The sequence below is a fragment of the Bacillus sp. V3B genome, from assembly GCF_024494465.1.
Taxonomy (GTDB): Bacteria; Bacillota; Bacilli; order Bacillales; family Cytobacillaceae; genus Bacillus_BD.
This window is the reverse complement of the sequence record NZ_JAETXM010000010.1, coordinates 100349-120864: the sequence shown is the minus strand read 5'-3', so window position 1 is coordinate 120864 and position 20516 is coordinate 100349. Positions and strand designations below refer to the sequence as shown.

The window sequence follows — 20516 nt, the reverse complement described above, 5'->3', positions numbered from 1 at the left end:
TGTTGTCATGAGTTTTTTGACAATTGAAGATGTAACTTATAGTTATCAAGGGAAAAAACATGTAATCGATCGGGTAAATTGGAAAATAAACAAGGGGGAGTTTCATTGTTTACTAGGAAGAAGTGGCTGTGGCAAAACGACGCTATTAAAGCTTGCGGCAGGTTTGCTTCATTCTGATAAAGGAAGTATTCGTTTGCAAGGAAGTGAAGTAGTGAAGCCTTCTCCCGAATGTGGATTTGTATTTCAATCTCCAACCTTATTGGAATGGAAAACAGTCCTTGATAATGTTTTACTTCCAATTAAGTTGAAACGAAAAATAACAGGGGAAGATCGGAAAATGGCATTGGAACTATTGGAGCTTGTTGGATTAGCGTCTTATGATCAGAGATTTCCTTCCCAATTATCTGGCGGGCAACAGAGTCGTGTCGCGATTGCGAGGGCTCTTATGCAAAAACCGACCTTGTTGTTTTTGGATGAACCATTTGCAGCTCTTGATGCGATCACAAGAGAAGAGCTACAAGATGACCTTTTACGAATATGTAGTATACACAATACGACGGTTCTTTTTATTACGCATGATATTTCGGAAGCTGTTTATTTATCAGATGTGGTAGCCGTGATGGAACAGGGCGAGATTGTGTATCAATCAACCGTCGAGCTTGAAAGGCCACGCAAAATGGAAATGAGATATGATTCCTATTTTAATGAGCTTTGTTTAAGGCTACGTCAAGTGATGGGCGGGGAACGATCATGAAAAAGATGTCCTTCTTTTCGATCCTACTGTTTGTTCTCTTGCTTGCTATTTGGGAAACTGTGGCAGGGACGATGTCAGAGCTGGTGCTACCAGCCCCTTCTGTGATTTGGTTCACTCTTGTGGAGGGAATGACGAGCGGTTATTTTACACCACATATTATTAGGACAACCCAAGAGGTGTTGCTCGGACTGTTTATAGGTGGTTTATCAGGATTTATCATCGGTATTCTTATGGGGGAATCGGAGTTTTTGCGGAAACTTTTGTTTCCTTATATTATTGCCAGTCAAGCCGTTCCAAAGCTCGCGTTAGCTCCCTTATTCATTCTTTGGTTTGGTTTTGGAATGACATCTAAAGTGGTGATTACTGCTTTAGTTTGTTTTTTTCCATTACTTGAGAGTACGGTTACCGCCATTCAGTCTAGTGACAAACAGAAGAAAGAACTATTTCGAATGCTCGGGGCTACACGTCTTCAAACGTTAATCCATTTAAAAATCCCTGCTGGTATGCCAGGAATATTAGCCGGGCTACGGGTATCTGTTGTATTAGCGGTTGTGGGTGCAGTCGTTGGCGAGTTTATCGGGGGTAGCGAGGGATTGGGAGCACTTATCATCGCTTCCCAAGGAATGATGGATACACCACTTATGTTTGCTACGTTAATTTTGTTAACAGCTATGGGAATGATTCTCTACCAGCTTATCACTTTGTTTGAGAAAAAATGGTCTAAGCCATATAAAAAGGAGATTAAAAAATGAAGCTGAAAATGATCGTAATCACGGTTTTACTGTTCATCGTCACAGGGTGTGGAGTGAAAGAAGAGACAAGTCCTGCTCCTAAAAAAGAGGAATTGGACAAAATAACGGTAGCCAACTGGAGTCAGCCCATTACAGAGGCCACTAATTTATTAGTCGATGAGAAAAAAGGTTTTTTTAAAGATAATGGGTTAGATTTAACGGTTATCCCTGGTGCCGGGGGAGGGGATGCGATCAAAAATATTCTTTCTGGACAAGCGGATATTGCTTTTACTGATCCAGGGTCGCTTTATTTTGCATTAGATCAAGGGGAAAAGTTAAAAGTGATCTATAATATTTATCCGCAAAATGTGTTTAACGTTGTGTCGCTGAAAGAGAAAGACATGACGAAACCAGAAGATTTAAAAGGGAAAACAATTGGCGTCTATAGCTTATCAAGTGGAACTCGGCAAAATTTATTAGTCCTTTTAAACCAGGCAGGGATTTCTGAAAGTGATGTAAAAATTGTTGAAACAGGTTTATTAAATTTTGCACCGTTAATGCAAGAACAAGTGGACGCAACAGCTGCCACTGATACAGGGCTGTTCCTTGGTACGCAAAAAGGGTTAGGCGATGTAAACGTCATGGAAGTAAAAGATTATTTGAATGTGCCGAGTGATGTATTTGTTGTCACGGAACAAACATATGAAGAAAAAAAGGACGAGCTTCAAAGATTTGTAGAAGCTTACCGAAATAGTGCAGAGTGGATGATCGAAAACCCGGAGGAAGCGGCGATGCTTGCGAAAGAGTATGCGATTGATGGGAAAGATGAGGAACAAAATCTCGAGATTATCAAACTACGTAATGCTTCCAGTGTTTCTCCTGAAACAGATGAGCGGGGATTAGGGGCACTTGATCCAGTCGTTTTACAAAAGGGTGCAGATGTGTATCAACAATTAGGTTTGGTGAAGAACAAACTCGATATGGAAAAGGTTATATCCAAGGAATTTATGGAGGAAGCGAAATGAAGAAATTTCAAGGGAAAGTCGTCCTCGTTACTGGCGCAAGCCGTGGAATCGGGGCGGCGATTGCCCGTGCTTTTGCCAAAGAAGGTGCTTTTGTCATTATCAATTATTTGCAAAATGACGTGAGGGCTGAAAAAGTGGCATCAGAGTGTATAGAGCTAGGAGGCGATGGTTGGGCAATCCAAGGAGATGTTACCTCAGAATCTTCCGTAAATCAATTGGTAGAAAAAATAGGATTAGAGACAGGGAAAATAGACATTGTCGTTAATAATGCATTTAAACCTTTTACATTTAATCCAGAACAGCGCAAATTGGCATGGGAGCTAAAGTGGGCAGATTACCAAGAGCAAATCGATGGTGCCGTGCGCTCGACACATTATATGTGTCAAGCCGTGCTTCCGGTGATGAAAAAACAAAGTCATGGCAGTATTATTAATGTGATTAGTAACTTAGTACAAAGACCGATCGTTCCATATCATGAATACAATACGGCCAAAACAGCATTGATGGGCTATAGTCGTAATCTAGCTGTAGAACTAGGATCATTTGGAATAAGGGTCAATTGTGTGGCACCTGGACTTGTCTATCCAACGGACGCTAGTAGAACGACAAAAGAAGAACTAAAAGAAATGATTATTGCTCAAACTCCATTAAAAAGAATTGCGACTCCAGAAGATATATCGGGACCCGTAATGTTCCTGGCTTCAGATTGGAGTCAGTTTATGACAGGACAGACGTTGTATGTTGACGGTGGATTTGTGATGTAGGTTCAAATCTGTTTAATTAGAAGGTTATTATTGTCCAGATGACACAAAGAAGAAAATTAATATGTATTTCGAGGATTATCAAAATTAAACCACGGATCAAAAGGGAAATTCATTTTGGAAAGAAGTTGTTCTTCTTGCAAATATTATGATAGCTGGCTTTGTATATTTGAATATGCTACCAAGGCAATATTAGATGAATACAGAACAAGTGGAAACTGTAATGACTACAAACAAGGAGAATAGGATGAAAATATACTTGTTTGTAGTGCCGTGGTTCAAACATTATCGGTAACAAAGATTATTAAGATGGTCCTCTTTTCTTACCACATCTAATACATTCGTCAGTATAATAGCTAAATTTATGATATCTACGGAAAAAACAAAGAATAGCTTTTAATTTCATAATTAATTACTCCTAAAGTTGGTTTTTGAAAGTACAAATTCAATGATACTAAATCAACATTAATGGACCATTACAAACCAATTAAAAACTGTGACAAACTTATTAAGTTCTTAAGATAAAAAATAAGTTAAAAGTAGGTAGGGGAATAGAACTAGTCTAATCTTGATATCTGACTGAAAAAAGCTGATACGGTGATTTTTTCTATGTCACGTCCATCCAGAGGTTTGGTCGAATTGGCCATGGAAAAGATTATTATTCCAGATATAAACCATGTGGTAAGAGAAATAGGAAAAGACTTGATAAATGACTAAGAAAAGATGTAGTAATTTTTCAGCGAAAAAAAATAATAAATAAGGAAGTGTCCTTATGGGAACACTTCCTTATTTATTATTTTAATGCTTTATCTAATGTTTCAAGGTTTTTTCGCATTAAACTAAAATAATCTTCGCCACTTTGTCTATCTTCTTTTGTTAAAACGGATAAGTTGTGTAAGTGAAGAGGTTCAGCATTAATTTCTTTCCGAATGACCTCAGCCACTTTTGGCGTTACATTTTGTTCAAAGATGATGTATTTAATTTGTTTTTCATGTGCCATATCAATGATTTTCTTAAGGGCTTTTTGAGAGGGTTCATCAGAAGGGGCGAGACCAGCTACAGCAATTTGATGTATACCATAACTTTCTTCCCAATAACCATAGGCAGCATGTGAGACAATCATTTCAGGATCTTCCTTAGAGTCTACTAATTGATGAAATTCTTTATCTAGCTTTTCAATCTCGGTTTTCAATGATTCGTAATTCTTTTCAAACTCTTCTTTTGCATCAGGTTTCAACTCAACAAGAGTATTTTTAATGTTCTCAGTAAGAAGGATAGCACGATAAGGGTCTAGCCATACATGAGGGTCAAAGTCCCCATGGTCATGTCTGTCCGGATCACTTTCAGAATGTTCCTCTTCTTCACCCTTATGAGGGTCTTCTTCATGAGCGTGTTCTTCATCTTTATGTTGTTCTTCTTCATGTCCATGTTCTTCACCTTCATGAACGATTGTCTCAATACCATGTGTAGCTTCTAGCATTCTAACTTTTTCACTATCTAGAGCTTTAGCCATTTTTTCAGCAAAAGGTTCCATTCCTAAGCCGTTATAAATAAATGCATCGGCTTCTGCTATAGTAGTCATTTGTTTCGACGTTGGTTCATAAGTATGTGCACCAGATCCAGGGGGTATTATACTTTCAACATCTACATATTCTCCACCAATTTTTTTTGTGAAATCTTCTAGAGGATAAAGAGTAGTGTAAACTTTTAATTGCTTACCTTCTTCTTGTTGTGTTGTTTCAGTACCATTTTCATTAGATGTAGAAACCTTTTGTTGTTGAGTGTTACAACCTGTTAGAAAAGTAAAAAGAACTAAAATAAATCCGAATACTACGTGCTTAAAATTCATATTGATTTGACCACTCCTTTTAAAATTTTATCTAATGCTTGCCAAGTCATTAATGCACAATTATGTCTTGCTTTTAACTGATGGACTCCTTGTAAGGATAAACTATCACCTAAGTCTATCCCAACTGTTACCTTTCCACGACGAATTAAATCCTCAAATGCTTTTCTTAGGGACGCAATCTCTTTTAACGACCTGTTTTCAATAAGTTCTGTCATCATAGATGCAGATGCCATACTGATGCTACAGCCTTCACCAAGGAAGGCTGCTTTCTTAACTCGGTCTTGTTCATAGTCTAAAAATAAAGTCATGACATCGCCGCAAGTAGGGTTTTTATAATGTACTTTCCGTATATTTTCTCCTTTTAATTCTTCAAAATTTCTCTTTTTTCTATAATGATCCATGATAACTTGTCGGTACAGGTTATCCAGCATGGTAATGAAGTTCCCCTTTCATTGTGAAAGTATAGATCAACTTTTCACGATAAGTATTTATCTCTAATTAGTTTCTTTCTCTTGTCCGTTGAAAACTAAATGATTATTTGCGAAAAAGTTAGTTCGCTATACAATTTTTAAATTGCTGCTCTAACTCCTCTTTATTTAAATCCTTCCCAATAAAAACAAGCTCGCTTAGTCTTGTTTCGTTTTCTTTCCACTTCCGGTCCGGATGTCCAGAAAACAACATATGAAGTCCCTGGAAAACTATTCGTTGCTCCATTCCTTTTATATGAAGAATTCCTTTATAACGTAATAAATCTTCCCCTTTTTCCCGAACAAGGTAATCCATCCAAAGATCTACCTTTTCTAAGTCAAGTGTTCTCTCTTCACGAAAAGCAATTGAGGACACCTTATCATCATGATGATGGTGGTGATGATCTTCTAGGAAATGAGGGTCAATTTCAAGCTTGCGGTTCACATCAAAGGTATTAATTCCTAAAATATCTTTTAAATTTATATTGCAATTTTGAGCATGCAATCTCTTAGCTGCAGGATTTATATTGGTAATTCTTCGCCCCAACCTATTCAAATCTTCATCAGATACTAAATCCGTTTTATTGATAATGATTACATCAGCAAAAGCAATTTGCTCTTGAGCCTCATCATGACCATCCAGATGCCTAGTGACATGCTTACTGTCTACTACGGTGATAATACTGTCTACTTCAAATTTTTCGGACAGTAACTCATCCATAAAAAAGGTCTGGGCAACGGGGGCTGGATCAGCTAGACCGGTTGTTTCGATCAAAACTCGATCAAATTTTACTTTACCTTGCTCCATTGAAAACACAAGCGTTCGCAGAATACGAATTAAATCTCCACGAACTGTACAACAGATGCAGCCATTGTTCATTTCCAAGATTTCCTCGTCAGCATCAACGACGAGCTGATTATCTATCCCAACTTCTCCAAACTCATTGACAATGACGGCAATCTTTTGATGATGCTTTTCTGTTAATATACGATTTAAAAGCGTTGTTTTACCTGCACCTAAATATCCAGTAAGAATGGTGACAGGAATTTTGTTTGCTTTCGTTAAAGTCATTGTTTTCATCTCCATTTATAATATTTTTGATGCTTTTTTTACTTTTTCCTTTTCTTTAGAAACCCCGGTACTGACTCCAGATGAGCGTTCGAAACCTTGGTCATGAAATGAATGGCTTACTTTCTCTGTATAATCTTCATTGGCAAGAAGCGCATCAACAAAGAGGGGAGAATCCTCAGGTTTTAAATCCTTATACCATGTTCCTTTCGGATAATGAATGACAACGCACTTATCATGGCATCTTCCATTACATCGTGTGCGTGTTGTGTGAATGATATCGTCTAGCTCTCGGTCTGAGATCTCCTTCCGAATCGCTTGAGTGAGTTTCTCTGCTCCAACCTGATTACAGCTACTACCATTACAAATGAGAACATGGTGTTTTGTGTTACTTAAATCCCAAGTAGCCACTTATTTTCCCTCCTTGAAAACGTAATCATTACGATTTGTAATATATAATGATTCGTTATTAAAATTTTTAAACAGGTATGAAGTAATCTTATTCAGCAAGGGTAAGTTCCAAAGGCAGGAATGTTTACCAACTTGATTTTTTGACTCCTGGAATCTGTCCTTTATGTGCTAGCTCTCGAAATGCAATTCTAGACATTTTAAATTTTCTTAAATACCCTCTAGGTCTTCCTGTAACCTGACAACGATTATGCAAACGGGTAGGGGATGAATCTCTTGGTAACTTCTGCAGTGCTTCATAGTCACCTTTTGCTTTTAATTCCTTTCTCAGCTCTGCATATTTTTCAACCATTTCTTGGCGTTGTTTTTCTTTCGCTACCTTTGATTTTTTTGCCATATTCCTTCTCCTTTCTTTAAAAGCTTATGACTCAACAAAACGTAATCATTACGATTTATTTTGTTATTTTATCTCTTTTCAAAGTCAAATGCAAACAAAAGAAGAGGTTAGATCATGTTAATGGGCTGCTGATATGCTATTTTTTTCTAAGTCACAAAGTGTTTTCTGTAGTTTGTTATGGTCTAAATCATCACCGATAAAAATGAGTGTATTATTCATCTTTAATCCTGAATTTGTATAAACGGGCATGCCATAAGCATATTGAAAAAGAAGTGTATCTGGATTTCCTATAAAACGGATATATCCTTTAATGCGATAGATATTATCGGGCATTATTCTTAAAAAGTCTTCAAATAGCTTCTCACTAATAGGGGATAAGAAGGTATGAACATAAGTTTTCATATGGAGATGTTGGATCGCGTGCGCTTTCTCATGTTCGACTCTTTCTCTTCTTTCCAAGCTAGTAACAGTTCTAAGATCGATATTGGCGAATTGTGCCGGGATGATCATCCCTTTTGGATTGATCCCGCGTAATTCCTCTTCGATCGTCGTTTGATCTTCCTTGGATATACAATCAACTTTATTTAATACGATCATATCTGCATGTTTAACTTGTTCAATGATTAGCCTTTGCAAGGGAATCTTCAGTTTTTTACGATCCATCCAGCAGACAGCATCTACAAGAGTGATAATAGAGTGAATTCTCACTTTTTCAGCTAAAAGAGGACACAAACAAGCATCTAACACTTCAACCGGATGGGCAACTCCTGTAGTTTCAATATAGATGACATCTAAATCATACTGATGTAAAAGTTCAGACAGCTGGACTTCGAGTTTGTCAGACAGTGTGCAACACACACATCCGTTTAGTAGTTCCTTTAAAGGAGTATCTTTAGGAACTGAATTTGAATCGATAGAGACTTGCCCCATCTCATTCATCACTACTGCTACTTTTTTTCTCTCTCTTTGTTCTGTTTCTAGAATTCTTTTAAGAATAGTTGTTTTTCCTGAGCCTAGAAATCCTGATAAAATATTTATTTCTACGTTTGTCACGGTTATCATCCTTTCAATCATTTAAAAATAACGTAAAGCGGTTTTATAAAAGGGTGTGAAAAATTTGCATACATTTCATAAAAAGTAATTATTACGATTTATAATTATAAATGGAATAAAAATTTTCTGCAAGTTTTGGTAATCCAAAACATTAAATTTAAGGGATATAAACTATCTGTACATAGGATATTCATCGTGTATCGTTAGGTTTATATTTCTAGATATTAAAAAATATACTTGTTCTTTTTTAAAAAAGGTGGTAAGTTATCTTTGGTTAGTCATAAATCGTAATTATTACGATTTATAAAACATGTAAAATTGTAGACTAATAGAAAAAAGAAAAGAAGAATAATGATTCAGGAGGACCATTTATGATTCTTTCCAGTAAAACAATCTTAAAGAAAATGAAAGAGCAAGAGCTTATGATTGAACCATGCACATTATCCCAAGTTCAACCAGCATCTATTGATTTACGGATAGGGAATCATTTCATGATCATTGATGAGTGTTCTACTCCTTTTATTTCACTAGAAAAACCAGCTCGTTATAAGGAAGTATGCCAAGAAACGATGATCATTCCACCTCAAGGATTTGTACTAGGTACAACGATGGAATACATTCATTTACCGAATGATATGACAGCCTTTGTGGAAGGAAGAAGTTCCATTGGAAGGCTGGGCTTGTTTATTCAAAATGCTGGATGGGTGGATCCAGGATTTGAGGGACAAATCACTTTAGAACTTTATAATGCAAATCGCGTACCAGTTGAGTTAAAAGCTGGGAGACGTGTTTGTCAGTTGGTCCTAGCTCTTTTAGATCAAAAAGGGGCTGCGTATATGGGGAAATATAACGACCAAGAAAGAGCAACCGAGAGTCGAATCTATCTCGATGAGGAGTGTGAAAAATCAACTTTAAAGAGAAAGAAGTTTAAGGAATTTGATTAACCAAGGTCTACTTCTTCTCTAAGAATTTGAAGTAATATTTAATCGTTTATATGAGGAAAGAGGGGCAAATAATGAGTGTTAGTCTACATAAGAAAGAAGCACCTAAAAAGGTGAATTGTAAAGTTATTACAGTCAGTGATACAAGAATAAAAGAAACAGATAAAAGCGGAAGACTAATGATTGAATATTTAGAAGGGAACGGACATACCATTATTAGTTATGAGATTGTTAAAGATGATCAAATTGATATTCGATCTTCTATACTTGATGGTTGTGCAGATAAGAATATTAATGTCATTCTACTAAATGGTGGTACAGGAATCGCCAAACGCGATGTTACCATTGAGGTTGTTCAACGTTTAATAGAAAAGGAGCTAATAGGGTTTGGTGAGATTTTCCGTATGCTAAGCTACTTAGAAGATATTGGATCTGCCGCCATTTTAAGCAGGGCGGTTGCCGGTGTTTCCAATGATACAGCCATTTTTTCGATGCCAGGATCGAGAGGGGCGGTCAAATTAGCGATGGAAAAGATCGTTATTCTCGAGATATCCCATGTAGTAAGGGAGATACGTAAAGACTTAATATAAAAAACATTATCCAATTTTATTAATTATTTTCATATAAGTGTCTATGTCTGAAGAAAGAGCCTACAAAATTTATTGCAGGCTCTTATTGTTTATTGCACTAAAACGATTTCAACATCGTTTAACAGACCCTTTCATTAAAACGTATGTGTTGTAAAGGAAGAATAATGGGGCCCGCAATGAAATAAGCTGAAAATAAGCTGATTCAAGTAGATTCAGCTTATTTAGTATATGTAATAGAAGCAATGGCGTCATGTAAATGAATCGATTCCTCATTCCTGCACTCTACTGTAAACGATGTGATCCATTCTATTTCATAAAGGTCTGCGGCCACTAAACGTACCATATCTTCTACAAAACGAGGATTTTCGTATGCTTCTTCTGTAACGGTCTTTTCATCCGGTCTTTTTAATACAGGATGAATACGGGCACTTGCATTTGATTCGGCGGCATCGAGCAAAGCTTTTTTCCAATCATCCTGCTCATCATAGTCATTGGAAAGGTGAGCTTTGATTGTCACATAGCCCCGTTGGTTATGAGCACTATATTCGCTAATTTCTTTTGAACATGGACATAAAGTCGTAACCACACATTCTAAGGTTACTTCATTGGAAAAGCCTGTTTCCTCATTGTATAAAATCTCTATCTTGGCTTTTGCATGATTTAATCCAGCCGAACCGGAAGATGGTCCTTGGCGTTCATAGAACCAGGGAAATTCCACTTCAAGATTGATATCGGTTTGTACCAGTCTTTCCGAAAGCTCCTTTACAAAGTCGTGTAGTGAAGGGAAGTCTAGTGTAAACCCTTGTTGTCGGTACATTTCAAACTGTTCTGTAAAACGGCTCATATTAGTTCCCTTTTGATTGAAGGGAAGGCTAGCAGTTAAAGTAAAAGTAGCAACAGTGGTTTGCAGAGATGGCTGCAAGATGCTGTTCACTTGAACAGGTATTTTCACATTGCTTATCCCCACTTTATTGATAGGAAAGAGAAAATCGTTCTTCTTATTTTGTAAATCACACATCTTATGTTTTTGTGTAGGCTTTGTTTTTTCACCTGGAGTAACGGAGCCGAAAAGGGAATGTCTCTCAGCTTTAGATGGTAGTTGAATCTTCATTATTTCACCCTGTCTATATTTTTTATTAGAAGCTATTCAATCTTCTATTCTCGCATTTAGTCTAGAAAACAACGTAGTTAGAATATATAAGAAGTGCAGTAACTGTAAGTGTCTAGGACGTAATCAAATAAACGCTTTTAAAAAAGCACCCATGTGATTCATGGGTGCTTAACCATGCTTATTTTGTTTCCCGATGAAGGGTCTTTCTTTTTAACCGTGGTGAATATTTCATTAATTCTATACGGTCCGGATTGTTTCGTTTATTTTTTGTTGTGATATAGTTTCGGTCACCAGTTTCAGTACAAGCTAGTGTAATGTTCACTCGCATTTCTTTCACTCCCTATATTTAAATCGTAATGATTACTATTTCAGATTTATATACTAACTGTTAATAATGGTATTGTCAACTGAAAATTTTAAGGTGTAAAGAAATCTTTTACATGAAAAGGGATAGACATTGAAATGCGAATATGTTGCCAAAAATACAAAGCATACGTTCTAGATGGTACATTTCTTTACAGTGGAAAAAAATCGCAATGATTACGAAATAATTATTTACAATGGAATCCTAGTGATCTATACTATAAAACGTAATGGTTACGATTACATAATATTTTTATTATTCAACGAATGTTAGTTCTACTAGATTTAAGTTAAACTTTTGGAAATCTATACTTAAAGGGAAGAGTATCATTAAAGGAAAGGGAGTAAATAACTATGGATCAAACAGTAAAAAAAATCGATTTTCACACGCACATCCTACCAGAAGAGCTGCCTGATTTAGGGAAACAATATGGTGGTGAACGCTGGCCAACTATCGTCAGAGTGGACGAACACACCTCTCATATTATGGTACAGGGGAAGATTTTTAGAAAAATCAGCAGTGAAACATGGGATCCGACTAAAAAAATAGAAAGAATGAATGTCGACGGAATTGATATGCAGGTTTTATCACCGATCCCCCTTGGCCTTTGCTATTGGGCTTCAGCCAAGGGAGCAGCGGCAATAGCACGTTTGCAAAATGAGTATATAGGAGATGTGGTAAAGAAGCATCCGGATCGTTTTATTGGATTAGGGACGGTTCCGCTCCAAAATATAGAAGTTGCAATCCAGGAAATGGATTACTGTATTCATACACTTGGACTTAAGGGGATTGAAATAGGGACAAATGTGAACGGTTTAGGATTGGAGGATCCTTCTTTTGCACCTTTCTTTGAAATGGCTGAGCTTTGGAACGTGCCTCTCTTTTTCCACCCTTACGACATGGTCGGAAAAGAGCGGACAGCTAAATCGGGGCTTACCTATACTGTAGCGATGCCAATGGAATTGGCCCTGGCAGCAGCCAATTTCGTCATGAGCGGGATGTTCGAAAGGTTTCCGAAGTTGAAAGTCTGCTTAGCCCATGGAGGAGGAGCATTTCCTTTTATTCTTCCCCGGCTCGAGCAGGGTTGGCATTGTTTCCCTGATTCCAGAAAAACACCTTATCCTCCTAGTCATTATGCAAAGTATTTCTATTACGATGTACTCGTTTACGATCCGATCAATGTGGAATACCTGACCCGTTTATTCGGTCACGAGCGTCTGCTAATGGGAACTGACTATCCTTTCGCCATTCAAGAAACTCCTCCGGGGAAATCTGTTTTGGAAACCGATAGTTTAACTCAGGAACAAAAAGAGGCCATCATGGGCGGCAATGCGTTGAGGTTTCTTGAAATCTTTTAATGATCGTCATATATAGATCAATCTTGCTAGTTTATTATTTTTCAGGGTAAGATAACGAGGTGTAACTAGTGTTTAATCTTTTGTTTAAAAAAGAGAAAGAGACATTAGAAGGTATGCGGGTTGAACAACCAACAGGTAATTTTGATCTGCAAAATCAGCTGAGACAAGAAAAGTTAAGAAAAGAAATCCTTTATTATCAAAAGGTTTTAAAACAATTCAGATTATCTTTTGAGATGTTGGTTGAACAGTGTCCAAAGGATATGGTGGAAAAGAAATATATCATAAAGGTTGCTAAGGCGTTAGTAGAGAGTGAAGATTTAAAAAAGATCTTATTTCAAACGAAACACATACCTATTAAACAACTAGAAAAAGTAATTTCAGTCAACAAGAAAATCATTAAAGGTCATGATCACTATATTTTAGCCATAGCGATCATTCTAGCAGGTGATTATGTATATCTGAAGGATTATATAAATGGATGAAAGTATGATAAAGAAAGAAGTGCCCCTATTGGAACACTTCTTTCTTTATTATTTTAAAGCTTTATCCAATGTTTCAAGGTTTTTTCTCATTAAACTAAAATAATCTTCTCCATTTTGTCTATCTTCTTCTGTTAATGCTTCTAAGTTGTGTAAGTAAAGGGGTTCAGCATTAATCTCTTTTCGAATAATCTCAGCCACTTTTGGCGTTACATTTTGTTCAAAGAGGATATATTTAATTTGTTTTTCATTGGCAATATCGATGATTTTCTTAAGGTCTTTTTGAGATGGTTCATCCGTAGGTGCGAGACCGGCTATAGCAATTTGATGTATACCATAACTTTCTTCCCAATAACCATAAGCCGCATGAGAGACAATCATCTCCGGGTTTTCTTTAGAGTCTACTAATTGATGAAATTCTTCATCTAGCTTTTGAAGCTCGGCTTTTAATGATTCGTAATTTTTTTCAAATTCTTCTTTTGCATTAGGTTTTAACTCAACAAGAGTATTTTTGATATTTTCAGCAAGCATGATAGAACGATAAGGATCTAGCCATACATGAGGATCAAAGTCTCCATGGTCATGTCCGTGCGCATCATCAGAATGTTCTTCTTCGCGGGCATGTGCGTCATCAGAATGTTCTTCTTCTTCGTGAGCATGTGCATCATCAGAATGTTCTTCTTCATCAGCGTGCGCATCATCAGAATGCTGTTCGTCTTCTTGTCCATGTTCTTCTCCATGAACAATGGTTTCAATATCGTGTGTAGCTTCTACCATCTTCACTTTTTCATTCTCAAGAGCTTTAGCCATTTTTTCAGCAAAAGGTTCCAATCCTAAGCCGTTATAAATAAATGCATCAGCTTCTGCAATAGTAGTCATTTGCTTCGTCGTTGGTTCAAAAGTATGTGCATCAACTCCAGAAGGCATGATGCTTTCAACATCTACATACGCGCCACCAATTTTTTTTATAAAATCTTCTAAAGGATAAAGAGTTGTGTAAACTTTTAATTGCTCGGCTTCTTCTTGTTGTGTCTCCGTTACATTTTCATTAGGTGTAGATTGAGTGTTACAGCCTGCTAGAAAGATAGAAAGAACTAAAATAAATCCCCATGATAGGTATTTTAATTTCATATTGAGTTGACCTCTCCCTTTTAAATATTTTCTGTTCTTTATATTATCGTAATGTTTACGATTTGTAAACTGAAATTATTACGATTTATAAAATGAAAACATAAACGGTTTACATAAACCACAAAAAATTTAGATCTTCAATAAAATAAATGGTCATAATTATTGTGATTAGTAATAAACTATAAATAGTAATCATTACGGTTTGTGGAGGTTTTAAATTTTTAATTGAAAAAAAGAGAATGATAGGTGGTCATGAAGTTTAAGTTTAGAATCAGAAAAGGGGAATGTTTTTGATAAAAAAAATACCAGTGTATGTCATTAGTGGATTTTTGGGAAGTGGGAAAACTACTGTTCTTTTAAATATGATTAAAGAGTGTGAAAGGAATAATAAAAGGCCTGGTATTATTTTAAATGAATTAGGGGAAGTAAATGTAGAAAGTTACTTGTTTGAAAACCAACATGTAAAAGAATTATTAAACGGATGTATATGTTGTACGATTCAAGATGATTTAAAAGAGACATTAAACCATTTTATTGTAGAAATTAAAAAGAATAACATAGATGTATTATTTATTGAGGGGACAGGAGTTGCGAACCCAGTAGAGATAGAAGAGGCCCTAATAAGTCCTGAATTTCTAAATTATTTTGAATTATATTCTATGATTAGTCTTGTGGATGCAAGCCATTTTTTAGAATTTCAAAGTATTTTTTCAAGTACAACTGAGGTGCGTAAATTATTGAGAGAGCAAATCTCAAGTGCCACAATCGTTTTATTAAATAAATTGGATCTTGTAAAAGAGAAGTCCTTAATAAAAATCGAACATAAGATAAAAGAGAATGTTAAGTCTTCTGTACCCATTTATAAAACAAAGTTTGGAGAAATTTCAATAAAAGAGCTTTTTTTAAAAAGGTATTATGTTCATACATCTCAAAGTCAAAAAGAAAACATATTAAAATGTAGCCATGTACACAACGATGACAATCGCATGGATGAACATAAGCATCATGATCATCATTCTACCATCAATGCTTTTAGGATAGATAAGTTACCTGAAATGAATAAAAGAAAATTAGAAACATGGCTGAAAAGCTTACCTAAAGCCGTCTTAAGAGGAAAAGGTATCGTTAAATTAGAGGGAAGTATAGGTTTATTTAATTTTCAGTTTTCATCAGGCAATATGATTTTAGATAGAATTAGAGAAACTCCTTACAGCCAGCCCACCATCATCTTAATTGGCGATAAATTGAATACAGAAGAAATTCTTCATAGCTTCAATCGCACATTCAAAACTAAAATCTTTTAAGTGGATTAAGAAGGTATGGCTCTAGAATGTATCCTCTCTACCATACCTTCTCGAATTTAAAGGCTTGGACATTTTTTAATAAATCAAAACATATTAATAGAAAAAAGATTATTCGTTTCAAATATAAGATTTAGACGACACTAAAAAATATTCAGGAGGTAGAGTATATGTGGAGGAATGACCTGTATGATTCGTTGGCTCAATTCATATCTTATTGATTTTACAAGTATAATAGCAATCGGGATTGTCATTTATTTTATTACGATCAGTCAATTAGTTGGAAATGAGTTATCTATTTATATACCAAATTCTTTTAAACAATTAAATACGATATTTCTAAGCATTTTAATAGAGGCCATTCCATTTGTTTTAATTGGTGTCCTCATTGCAGGGTTTATTCAAATATTCATAACGGAGGACCATATTCGTCGTTGGATTCCCCAGAATAGATTTTTAGCCGTAACCATGAGTTGTGTTGTTGGTGGTTTGTTTCCTGCTTGTGAGTGTGGGATTGTACCAATCGTACGAAGATTAGTAGCAAAAGGTGTACCTATCCATGCTGGAATCGGCTTTCTTCTGACAGGGCCATTAATCAACCCAATTGTGATTTTATCTACTTATATGGCGTTTGGGAATGACAGCAAAATGGCTGGATTAAGAATGGGGGTTGGCTTTATAGCAGCCTTGTTGATAGCGCTTATCATCAGTTATTTATTCAAGTCAAACCAACTGAAACATTCTATAACAGATTTTACTCACTCAACGAATGCAACAATAAGTAATGAGTCTCTTTTTTATAGAGTAGAAGGAATGTTAAAACATTCAATAGATGAGTTTTTTGATATGGGAAAATACTTGATCATTGGTGCTTTTGTAGCTGCATTTGTACAAACTTATGTATCAGCAAAATCACTTTTCCTTTTTGGTGATGGAGTTTTAGGATCTACCGTCGTGATGATGGGACTAGCCTATTTCTTATCTTTGTGTTCAGAAGCGGATGCTTTCATCGGTGCTTCATTTAGAAATCTATTTCCATCTACCTCGATATTAGCCTTTTTAGTATACGGTCCAATGATTGACTTGAAAAACACGATCATGTTATGGAGCGTGTTTAAGGCAAAGTTTGTATGTATTCTCCTTATTTTAATCACTTCTATTGTGTTTATCTGTATCAATTTAACTAGTTTACTATAAGGCGGTGACAAACGGTGATTCGCTTCCATTTCCAACATTTTTTAAGAGCGGTCCTTTTAGTAGCCTTTGCTCTTTTTTTTATCAAGCTTCATTTTACTGGAGACATAACAAAGTATATAAATCCTAAGTATGTTTTAATGAGCCAGATTGCAGCAGGGGTATTTGTATTTCTCTTTTTAATTCAGCTTTTTCGGATATGGGAAAACGATCATGATAAACATACACACTGTCCACCTGGGTGTACTCATGATCATGGATATTCTCATTCACTACCAAAAAAATTAATTAGTTACTCGATTATGATTTTTCCATTAATGACGGGTTATGCACTCTCACCATCTGTATTAGATGCTTCAATTGCAGCTAAAAAAGGAACCATTCTACCTCAGGCTAACAGTAACCAACATAACGTAGCAAATGAAAAGAAACAGTCTGAAAGTGAAGAATCTACATCAGAAACAGATTCAAATTTCATACAAGATGACCAAGCTGTTTTGCCTAACAATAACTATTTTTCTAAAGAAGAATATGATGAAAAAATGAGAAAGCTAGATGAATTAGAGGTCATTCAGATGAAAGAAGATATATTTGCATCTTATTATCAAACGATTAGTAATGACCCAAAAGACTTTCAGGGAAGGAAAGTAAAAGTGAGTGGGTTTGTCTATAAAGAAGAGGGGATTGGTGCAAACCAGCTTGTTATTTCGAGGTTTATCATTACACATTGTATTGCAGATGCAAGTATAATTGGGTTATTGACCGAGTTTGAACAAGCTAGTGAATATCAACAAGATACATGGCTTGAAATAGAAGGAACTATAGATGTAACATCATTCAATGGAGTTGAATTACCATTGATCAAAGCAGCGAAGTGGAAAGTAATTGAAGAACCTACTGAACCATATATATACCCCATATTAACAAAAATGACAGAGTAATTGTTTTAACAATGGGCACTTCATTAGAAAAAGGTAGCCTTTTTTTGTATGCTATACCAAGCCTTCAAAATATATCATTTTAAAATTACTTTAAAAAAAGCTTGATTTATACAAAAATATTTAATACTATTTAAATCGTAACAATTTCGATTTAAAAAAGGAGGCATCTTTTTGTATGATTGGCTTGTAATTGGTGGAGGAATCCATGGTTGTACAATAGCATCATTCCTACTTAAACAAGGAAAAGTAAGGGGTGAGAGGTTATGCATTATTGACCCTCATGATGAGCCAATGTATAAATGGAAGAAAAACACGAAAACGATTGGTATGGAATATTTACGTTCACCATCTGTCCATCATATAGATGTAGATCCATTTAGTCTTCAAAGATATGCTCATAAGGAAAATTGGGGGCAAAGTAATTTTTATGGAAGATACAAGCGTCCTTCACTGGAGTTGTTTAATGAACATTGTGCATCCATTCTAAAAGAAGTTGACTTACATCGATCCTGGCACAAAGGATTGGTTAATTCCATTAAAAAAGAACAAGGATTTTGGAAAGTTATGACTAAGAAAGGAGAGGAAGTAAGAGCGCAAAAGATTGTATTATCAATCAGTATAAATCACCAATTAAATATTCCTGATTGGGCTAAACAATTAAAATCCGATTCGCCAAACCAAGTGTTTCATATTTTTGAGGAGAATCTCGTTCATCTATCATCTTTACAACCTCCAATTGTTGTTATTGGTGGAGGGATTACGGCAGCACACTTAACGATTAAATTATCAAGTATGTTTCCTGGAAAGGTAATATTAGTAAAGCGACATCCTTTTCGAATAGTTGATTTTGACAGTGATCCTGGGTGGTTAGGTCCCAAAAATTTAGGGTCTTATCATAAAATTAAAAACTATGAAGAACGTCGGATTATTATTCAACAATCAAGAAATAAAGGTTCTTTGCCGAAAGAACTCTTTTATAAATTGAAAAGGTTTGAAAGTGAAAATAAGGTAACCATTATAGAGGGTGAGATTGCAGCGGCATGTGCTAATAGAAATGAAATCACTTTAAATATTGGAGATAAAGAGATTAAAGTACATAATATCCTATTAGCAACCGGATTTTCACCGTCACTTCCAGGGAAGAATTGGCTCAATAAGTTAATTAAGAATCTTAATTTATCATGTGCACAATGTGGATACCCCATTATTAATAAAAATTTGCAATGGTATCCCGGGTTATATGTATCTGGTCCGTTAGCCGAGCTAGAACTTGGACCTATCGCCAGAAACATATCCGGGGCCAGACATGCTGCAGAGAGAATCGTCAGCAGTTTATAAACAATAAAACGTAATGATTTCTATTATCATCAAGAGGTGAAAAGAATGACCAAAACAATTCCTGTAACAGTATTAAGTGGTTACTTAGGTGCCGGGAAAACAACATTATTGAACCATGTATTAAAGAATCGAGAAAATAAAAAAATTGCTGTCATTGTTAATGATATGAGTGAAGTAAACATCGATGCTTCCCTGGTTAAAAAAGGAGGATTCTCACGGACAGATGAGAAATTAGTAGAGCTTCAAAACGGATGTATTTGCTGTACATTGAGAGAAGACTTAATGATCGAAGTGGAAAGGCTCGTTCAAGCAGGTGATATAGACTATATCTTAATTGAATCTTCAGGGATTTCAGAGCCGATTCCGGTTGCTCAAACATTTACCTATATCGATGAAAGTCTAGGAATTAATCTAACAGAATATTGCAAGCTTGACACGATGGTGACAGTGGTGGATGCAAAACGGTTTTGGTATGACTTCGCTTCAGGAGAGAGCCTGCTTGATCGAAAGCAGGAAGCTGATGAATCAGATACTCGTGAAGTAGTTGATTTATTAATCGACCAAATTGAGTTTGCTAATGTTTTAGTCTTAAACAAAATTGATTTAGTGGATAAAGAGGATGTACTTGAGCTAAAAGCAGTACTACAAAAGCTTAATCCAGGGGCTAGGATTATTGAAAGTTCTCACTCAGAGATTTTATTAGCAGACATTCTCGACACAGGCTTATTTGATTTTGAAGAAGCAAGCCAAGGAGCAGGCTGGATAAAGGAACTGAATGAGGAACACACTCCAGAAACAGAGGAATATGGAATCTCTTCATTTGTGTATCGTACGCAGAGACCGTTTCACCCTGAAAGATGGAGGCAATGGCTAGAGGATTGGCCTGTTGACGTAGTCCGGGCAAAAGGTTTCTTTTGGCTTGCCTCTCGAAACAATATGACAGGATTACTGTCTCAAGCAGGACCTTCTATTATTTTCCAAGGTGCTGGAGAATGGATTGCTGCTTATCCTGAAGGGGAAAGAGAGCAAATCCTAAAGGACGAACCAGAACTTCTTGAGAGATGGGACCCAGAATTCGGCGATCGAATGACGGAACTCGTCTTAATCGGAGTGGATATGGATCGAAAAGAAATTGAGGATGGATTGGATCAATGTGTATTAACAGATGAGGAGATGAAAATGGACTGGTCTGAATTTCAGGATCAGCTTCCTACATTTACGGTGATAGAGTAAAAAAACTTCAAATGCAGTTTA

Annotated in this window: 22 protein-coding genes; 13 read left to right on the top strand and 9 right to left on the bottom strand. The window is 36.0% G+C overall.

Going from position 1 to position 20516, the window contains the following annotated elements:
• Positions 1–7 precede the first annotated feature (7 nt).
• From JMM81_RS13060 to JMM81_RS13045, 4 genes are read left to right on the top strand one after another with little or no spacing between them, the layout of a single operon-like run.
• Entirely contained in the window at positions 8–754 is a 747-nt protein-coding gene (locus tag JMM81_RS13060; protein WP_256242014.1) for an ABC transporter ATP-binding protein, read from the top strand.
• Positions 751–1506: an ABC transporter permease gene (locus JMM81_RS13055; protein WP_256242013.1), complete on the top strand. Its 756-nt coding sequence runs from the start codon at positions 751–753 to the stop codon at positions 1504–1506. The genes JMM81_RS13060 and JMM81_RS13055 overlap by 4 nt, the downstream gene beginning before the upstream one ends.
• Positions 1503–2510 (top strand): ABC transporter substrate-binding protein, encoded by a 1008-nt coding sequence (locus tag JMM81_RS13050; protein ID WP_256242012.1) that lies wholly within the window; start codon positions 1503–1505, stop codon positions 2508–2510. The genes JMM81_RS13055 and JMM81_RS13050 overlap by 4 nt, the downstream gene beginning before the upstream one ends.
• Positions 2507–3274 carry an SDR family oxidoreductase gene (locus tag JMM81_RS13045; RefSeq protein ID WP_256242011.1) on the top strand — a complete coding sequence of 256 codons (768 nt, stop codon included), beginning with the start codon at positions 2507–2509 and terminating at the stop codon, positions 3272–3274. The genes JMM81_RS13050 and JMM81_RS13045 overlap by 4 nt, the downstream gene beginning before the upstream one ends.
• A gap of 790 nt (positions 3275–4064) precedes the next feature.
• On the opposite strand, the gene JMM81_RS13040 is transcribed toward JMM81_RS13045, so the two are convergent.
• The 6 genes from JMM81_RS13040 to JMM81_RS13015 form a co-directional block, all read right to left on the bottom strand.
• Positions 4065–5120 (bottom strand): metal ABC transporter substrate-binding protein, encoded by a 1056-nt coding sequence (locus JMM81_RS13040; RefSeq protein WP_256242010.1) that lies wholly within the window; start codon positions 5118–5120, stop codon positions 4065–4067.
• On the bottom strand, positions 5117–5551 hold the full coding sequence (gene sufU, locus JMM81_RS13035) for a Fe-S cluster assembly sulfur transfer protein SufU (RefSeq protein ID WP_256242009.1): 435 nt from the start codon (positions 5549–5551) through the stop codon (positions 5117–5119). Before sufU ends, JMM81_RS13040 begins: the two co-directional genes overlap by 4 nt.
• Before the next feature lie 118 nt (positions 5552–5669).
• Positions 5670–6659: a CobW family GTP-binding protein gene (locus JMM81_RS13030; RefSeq protein ID WP_256242008.1), complete on the bottom strand. Its 990-nt coding sequence runs from the start codon at positions 6657–6659 to the stop codon at positions 5670–5672.
• Positions 6660–6674: 15 nt separating this feature from the next.
• The gene (locus JMM81_RS13025; protein ID WP_256242007.1) at positions 6675–7067 is read right to left on the bottom strand and encodes a (2Fe-2S) ferredoxin domain-containing protein; all 393 of its coding nucleotides are present in this window, start codon (positions 7065–7067) and stop codon (positions 6675–6677) included.
• 124 nt (positions 7068–7191) lie between these two features.
• Positions 7192–7461, bottom strand: a complete 270-nt coding sequence (gene rpsN, locus JMM81_RS13020; protein WP_256242006.1) for a 30S ribosomal protein S14 — start codon at positions 7459–7461, stop codon at positions 7192–7194.
• A gap of 117 nt (positions 7462–7578) precedes the next feature.
• Positions 7579–8523, bottom strand: a complete 945-nt coding sequence (locus JMM81_RS13015; protein ID WP_305367800.1) for a CobW family GTP-binding protein — start codon at positions 8521–8523, stop codon at positions 7579–7581.
• Between the two features lie 362 nt (positions 8524–8885).
• Between JMM81_RS13015 and dcd the strand changes: the two genes are divergently transcribed.
• Positions 8886–9458 carry a dCTP deaminase gene (gene dcd, locus JMM81_RS13010; protein WP_256242004.1) on the top strand — a complete coding sequence of 191 codons (573 nt, stop codon included), beginning with the start codon at positions 8886–8888 and terminating at the stop codon, positions 9456–9458.
• Positions 9459–9529: 71 nt separating this feature from the next.
• A complete protein-coding gene (locus tag JMM81_RS13005) occupies positions 9530–10045 on the top strand; it encodes a MogA/MoaB family molybdenum cofactor biosynthesis protein (protein ID WP_256242003.1) in 516 nt (171 codons plus the stop codon).
• Between the two features lie 217 nt (positions 10046–10262).
• On the opposite strand, the gene folE2 is transcribed toward JMM81_RS13005, so the two are convergent.
• The gene (folE2, locus tag JMM81_RS13000) at positions 10263–11156 is read right to left on the bottom strand and encodes a GTP cyclohydrolase FolE2 (RefSeq protein WP_256242002.1); all 894 of its coding nucleotides are present in this window, start codon (positions 11154–11156) and stop codon (positions 10263–10265) included.
• A 178-nt stretch (positions 11157–11334) separates the two neighbouring features.
• Positions 11335–11484 carry a 50S ribosomal protein L33 gene (gene rpmG, locus JMM81_RS12995; RefSeq protein ID WP_121613541.1) on the bottom strand — a complete coding sequence of 50 codons (150 nt, stop codon included), beginning with the start codon at positions 11482–11484 and terminating at the stop codon, positions 11335–11337.
• 389 nt (positions 11485–11873) lie between these two features.
• Here rpmG and JMM81_RS12990 point away from each other — a divergent pair, with 389 nt between their 5' ends.
• Together JMM81_RS12990 and JMM81_RS12985 are read left to right on the top strand one after the other, a co-directional pair.
• Positions 11874–12878, top strand: a complete 1005-nt coding sequence (locus JMM81_RS12990; protein WP_256242001.1) for an amidohydrolase family protein — start codon at positions 11874–11876, stop codon at positions 12876–12878.
• A gap of 68 nt (positions 12879–12946) precedes the next feature.
• Entirely contained in the window at positions 12947–13360 is a 414-nt protein-coding gene (locus JMM81_RS12985; protein ID WP_256242000.1) for a hypothetical protein, read from the top strand.
• Between the two features lie 48 nt (positions 13361–13408).
• On the opposite strand, the gene JMM81_RS12980 is transcribed toward JMM81_RS12985, so the two are convergent.
• Complete coding sequence (locus JMM81_RS12980; RefSeq protein ID WP_256241999.1) at positions 13409–14488, bottom strand: metal ABC transporter solute-binding protein, Zn/Mn family; 1080 nt, start codon at positions 14486–14488, stop codon at positions 13409–13411.
• A gap of 290 nt (positions 14489–14778) precedes the next feature.
• Here JMM81_RS12980 and JMM81_RS12975 point away from each other — a divergent pair, with 290 nt between their 5' ends.
• The 5 genes from JMM81_RS12975 to JMM81_RS12955 all read left to right on the top strand — a co-directional run bounded on the left by JMM81_RS12975 (position 14779) and on the right by JMM81_RS12955 (position 20495).
• Positions 14779–15792, top strand: a complete 1014-nt coding sequence (locus tag JMM81_RS12975) for a CobW family GTP-binding protein (protein ID WP_256241998.1) — start codon at positions 14779–14781, stop codon at positions 15790–15792.
• Positions 15793–15978: 186 nt separating this feature from the next.
• The gene (locus JMM81_RS12970; RefSeq protein WP_256241997.1) at positions 15979–16986 is read left to right on the top strand and encodes a permease; all 1008 of its coding nucleotides are present in this window, start codon (positions 15979–15981) and stop codon (positions 16984–16986) included.
• A 14-nt stretch (positions 16987–17000) separates the two neighbouring features.
• Positions 17001–17924 (top strand): TIGR03943 family putative permease subunit, encoded by a 924-nt coding sequence (locus tag JMM81_RS12965; protein ID WP_256241996.1) that lies wholly within the window; start codon positions 17001–17003, stop codon positions 17922–17924.
• A 171-nt stretch (positions 17925–18095) separates the two neighbouring features.
• Positions 18096–19262 (top strand): FAD-dependent oxidoreductase, encoded by a 1167-nt coding sequence (locus JMM81_RS12960; protein WP_256241995.1) that lies wholly within the window; start codon positions 18096–18098, stop codon positions 19260–19262.
• Between the two features lie 45 nt (positions 19263–19307).
• Entirely contained in the window at positions 19308–20495 is a 1188-nt protein-coding gene (locus JMM81_RS12955; protein WP_256241994.1) for a GTP-binding protein, read from the top strand.
• The last annotated feature ends 21 nt before the right edge of the window (positions 20496–20516 follow it).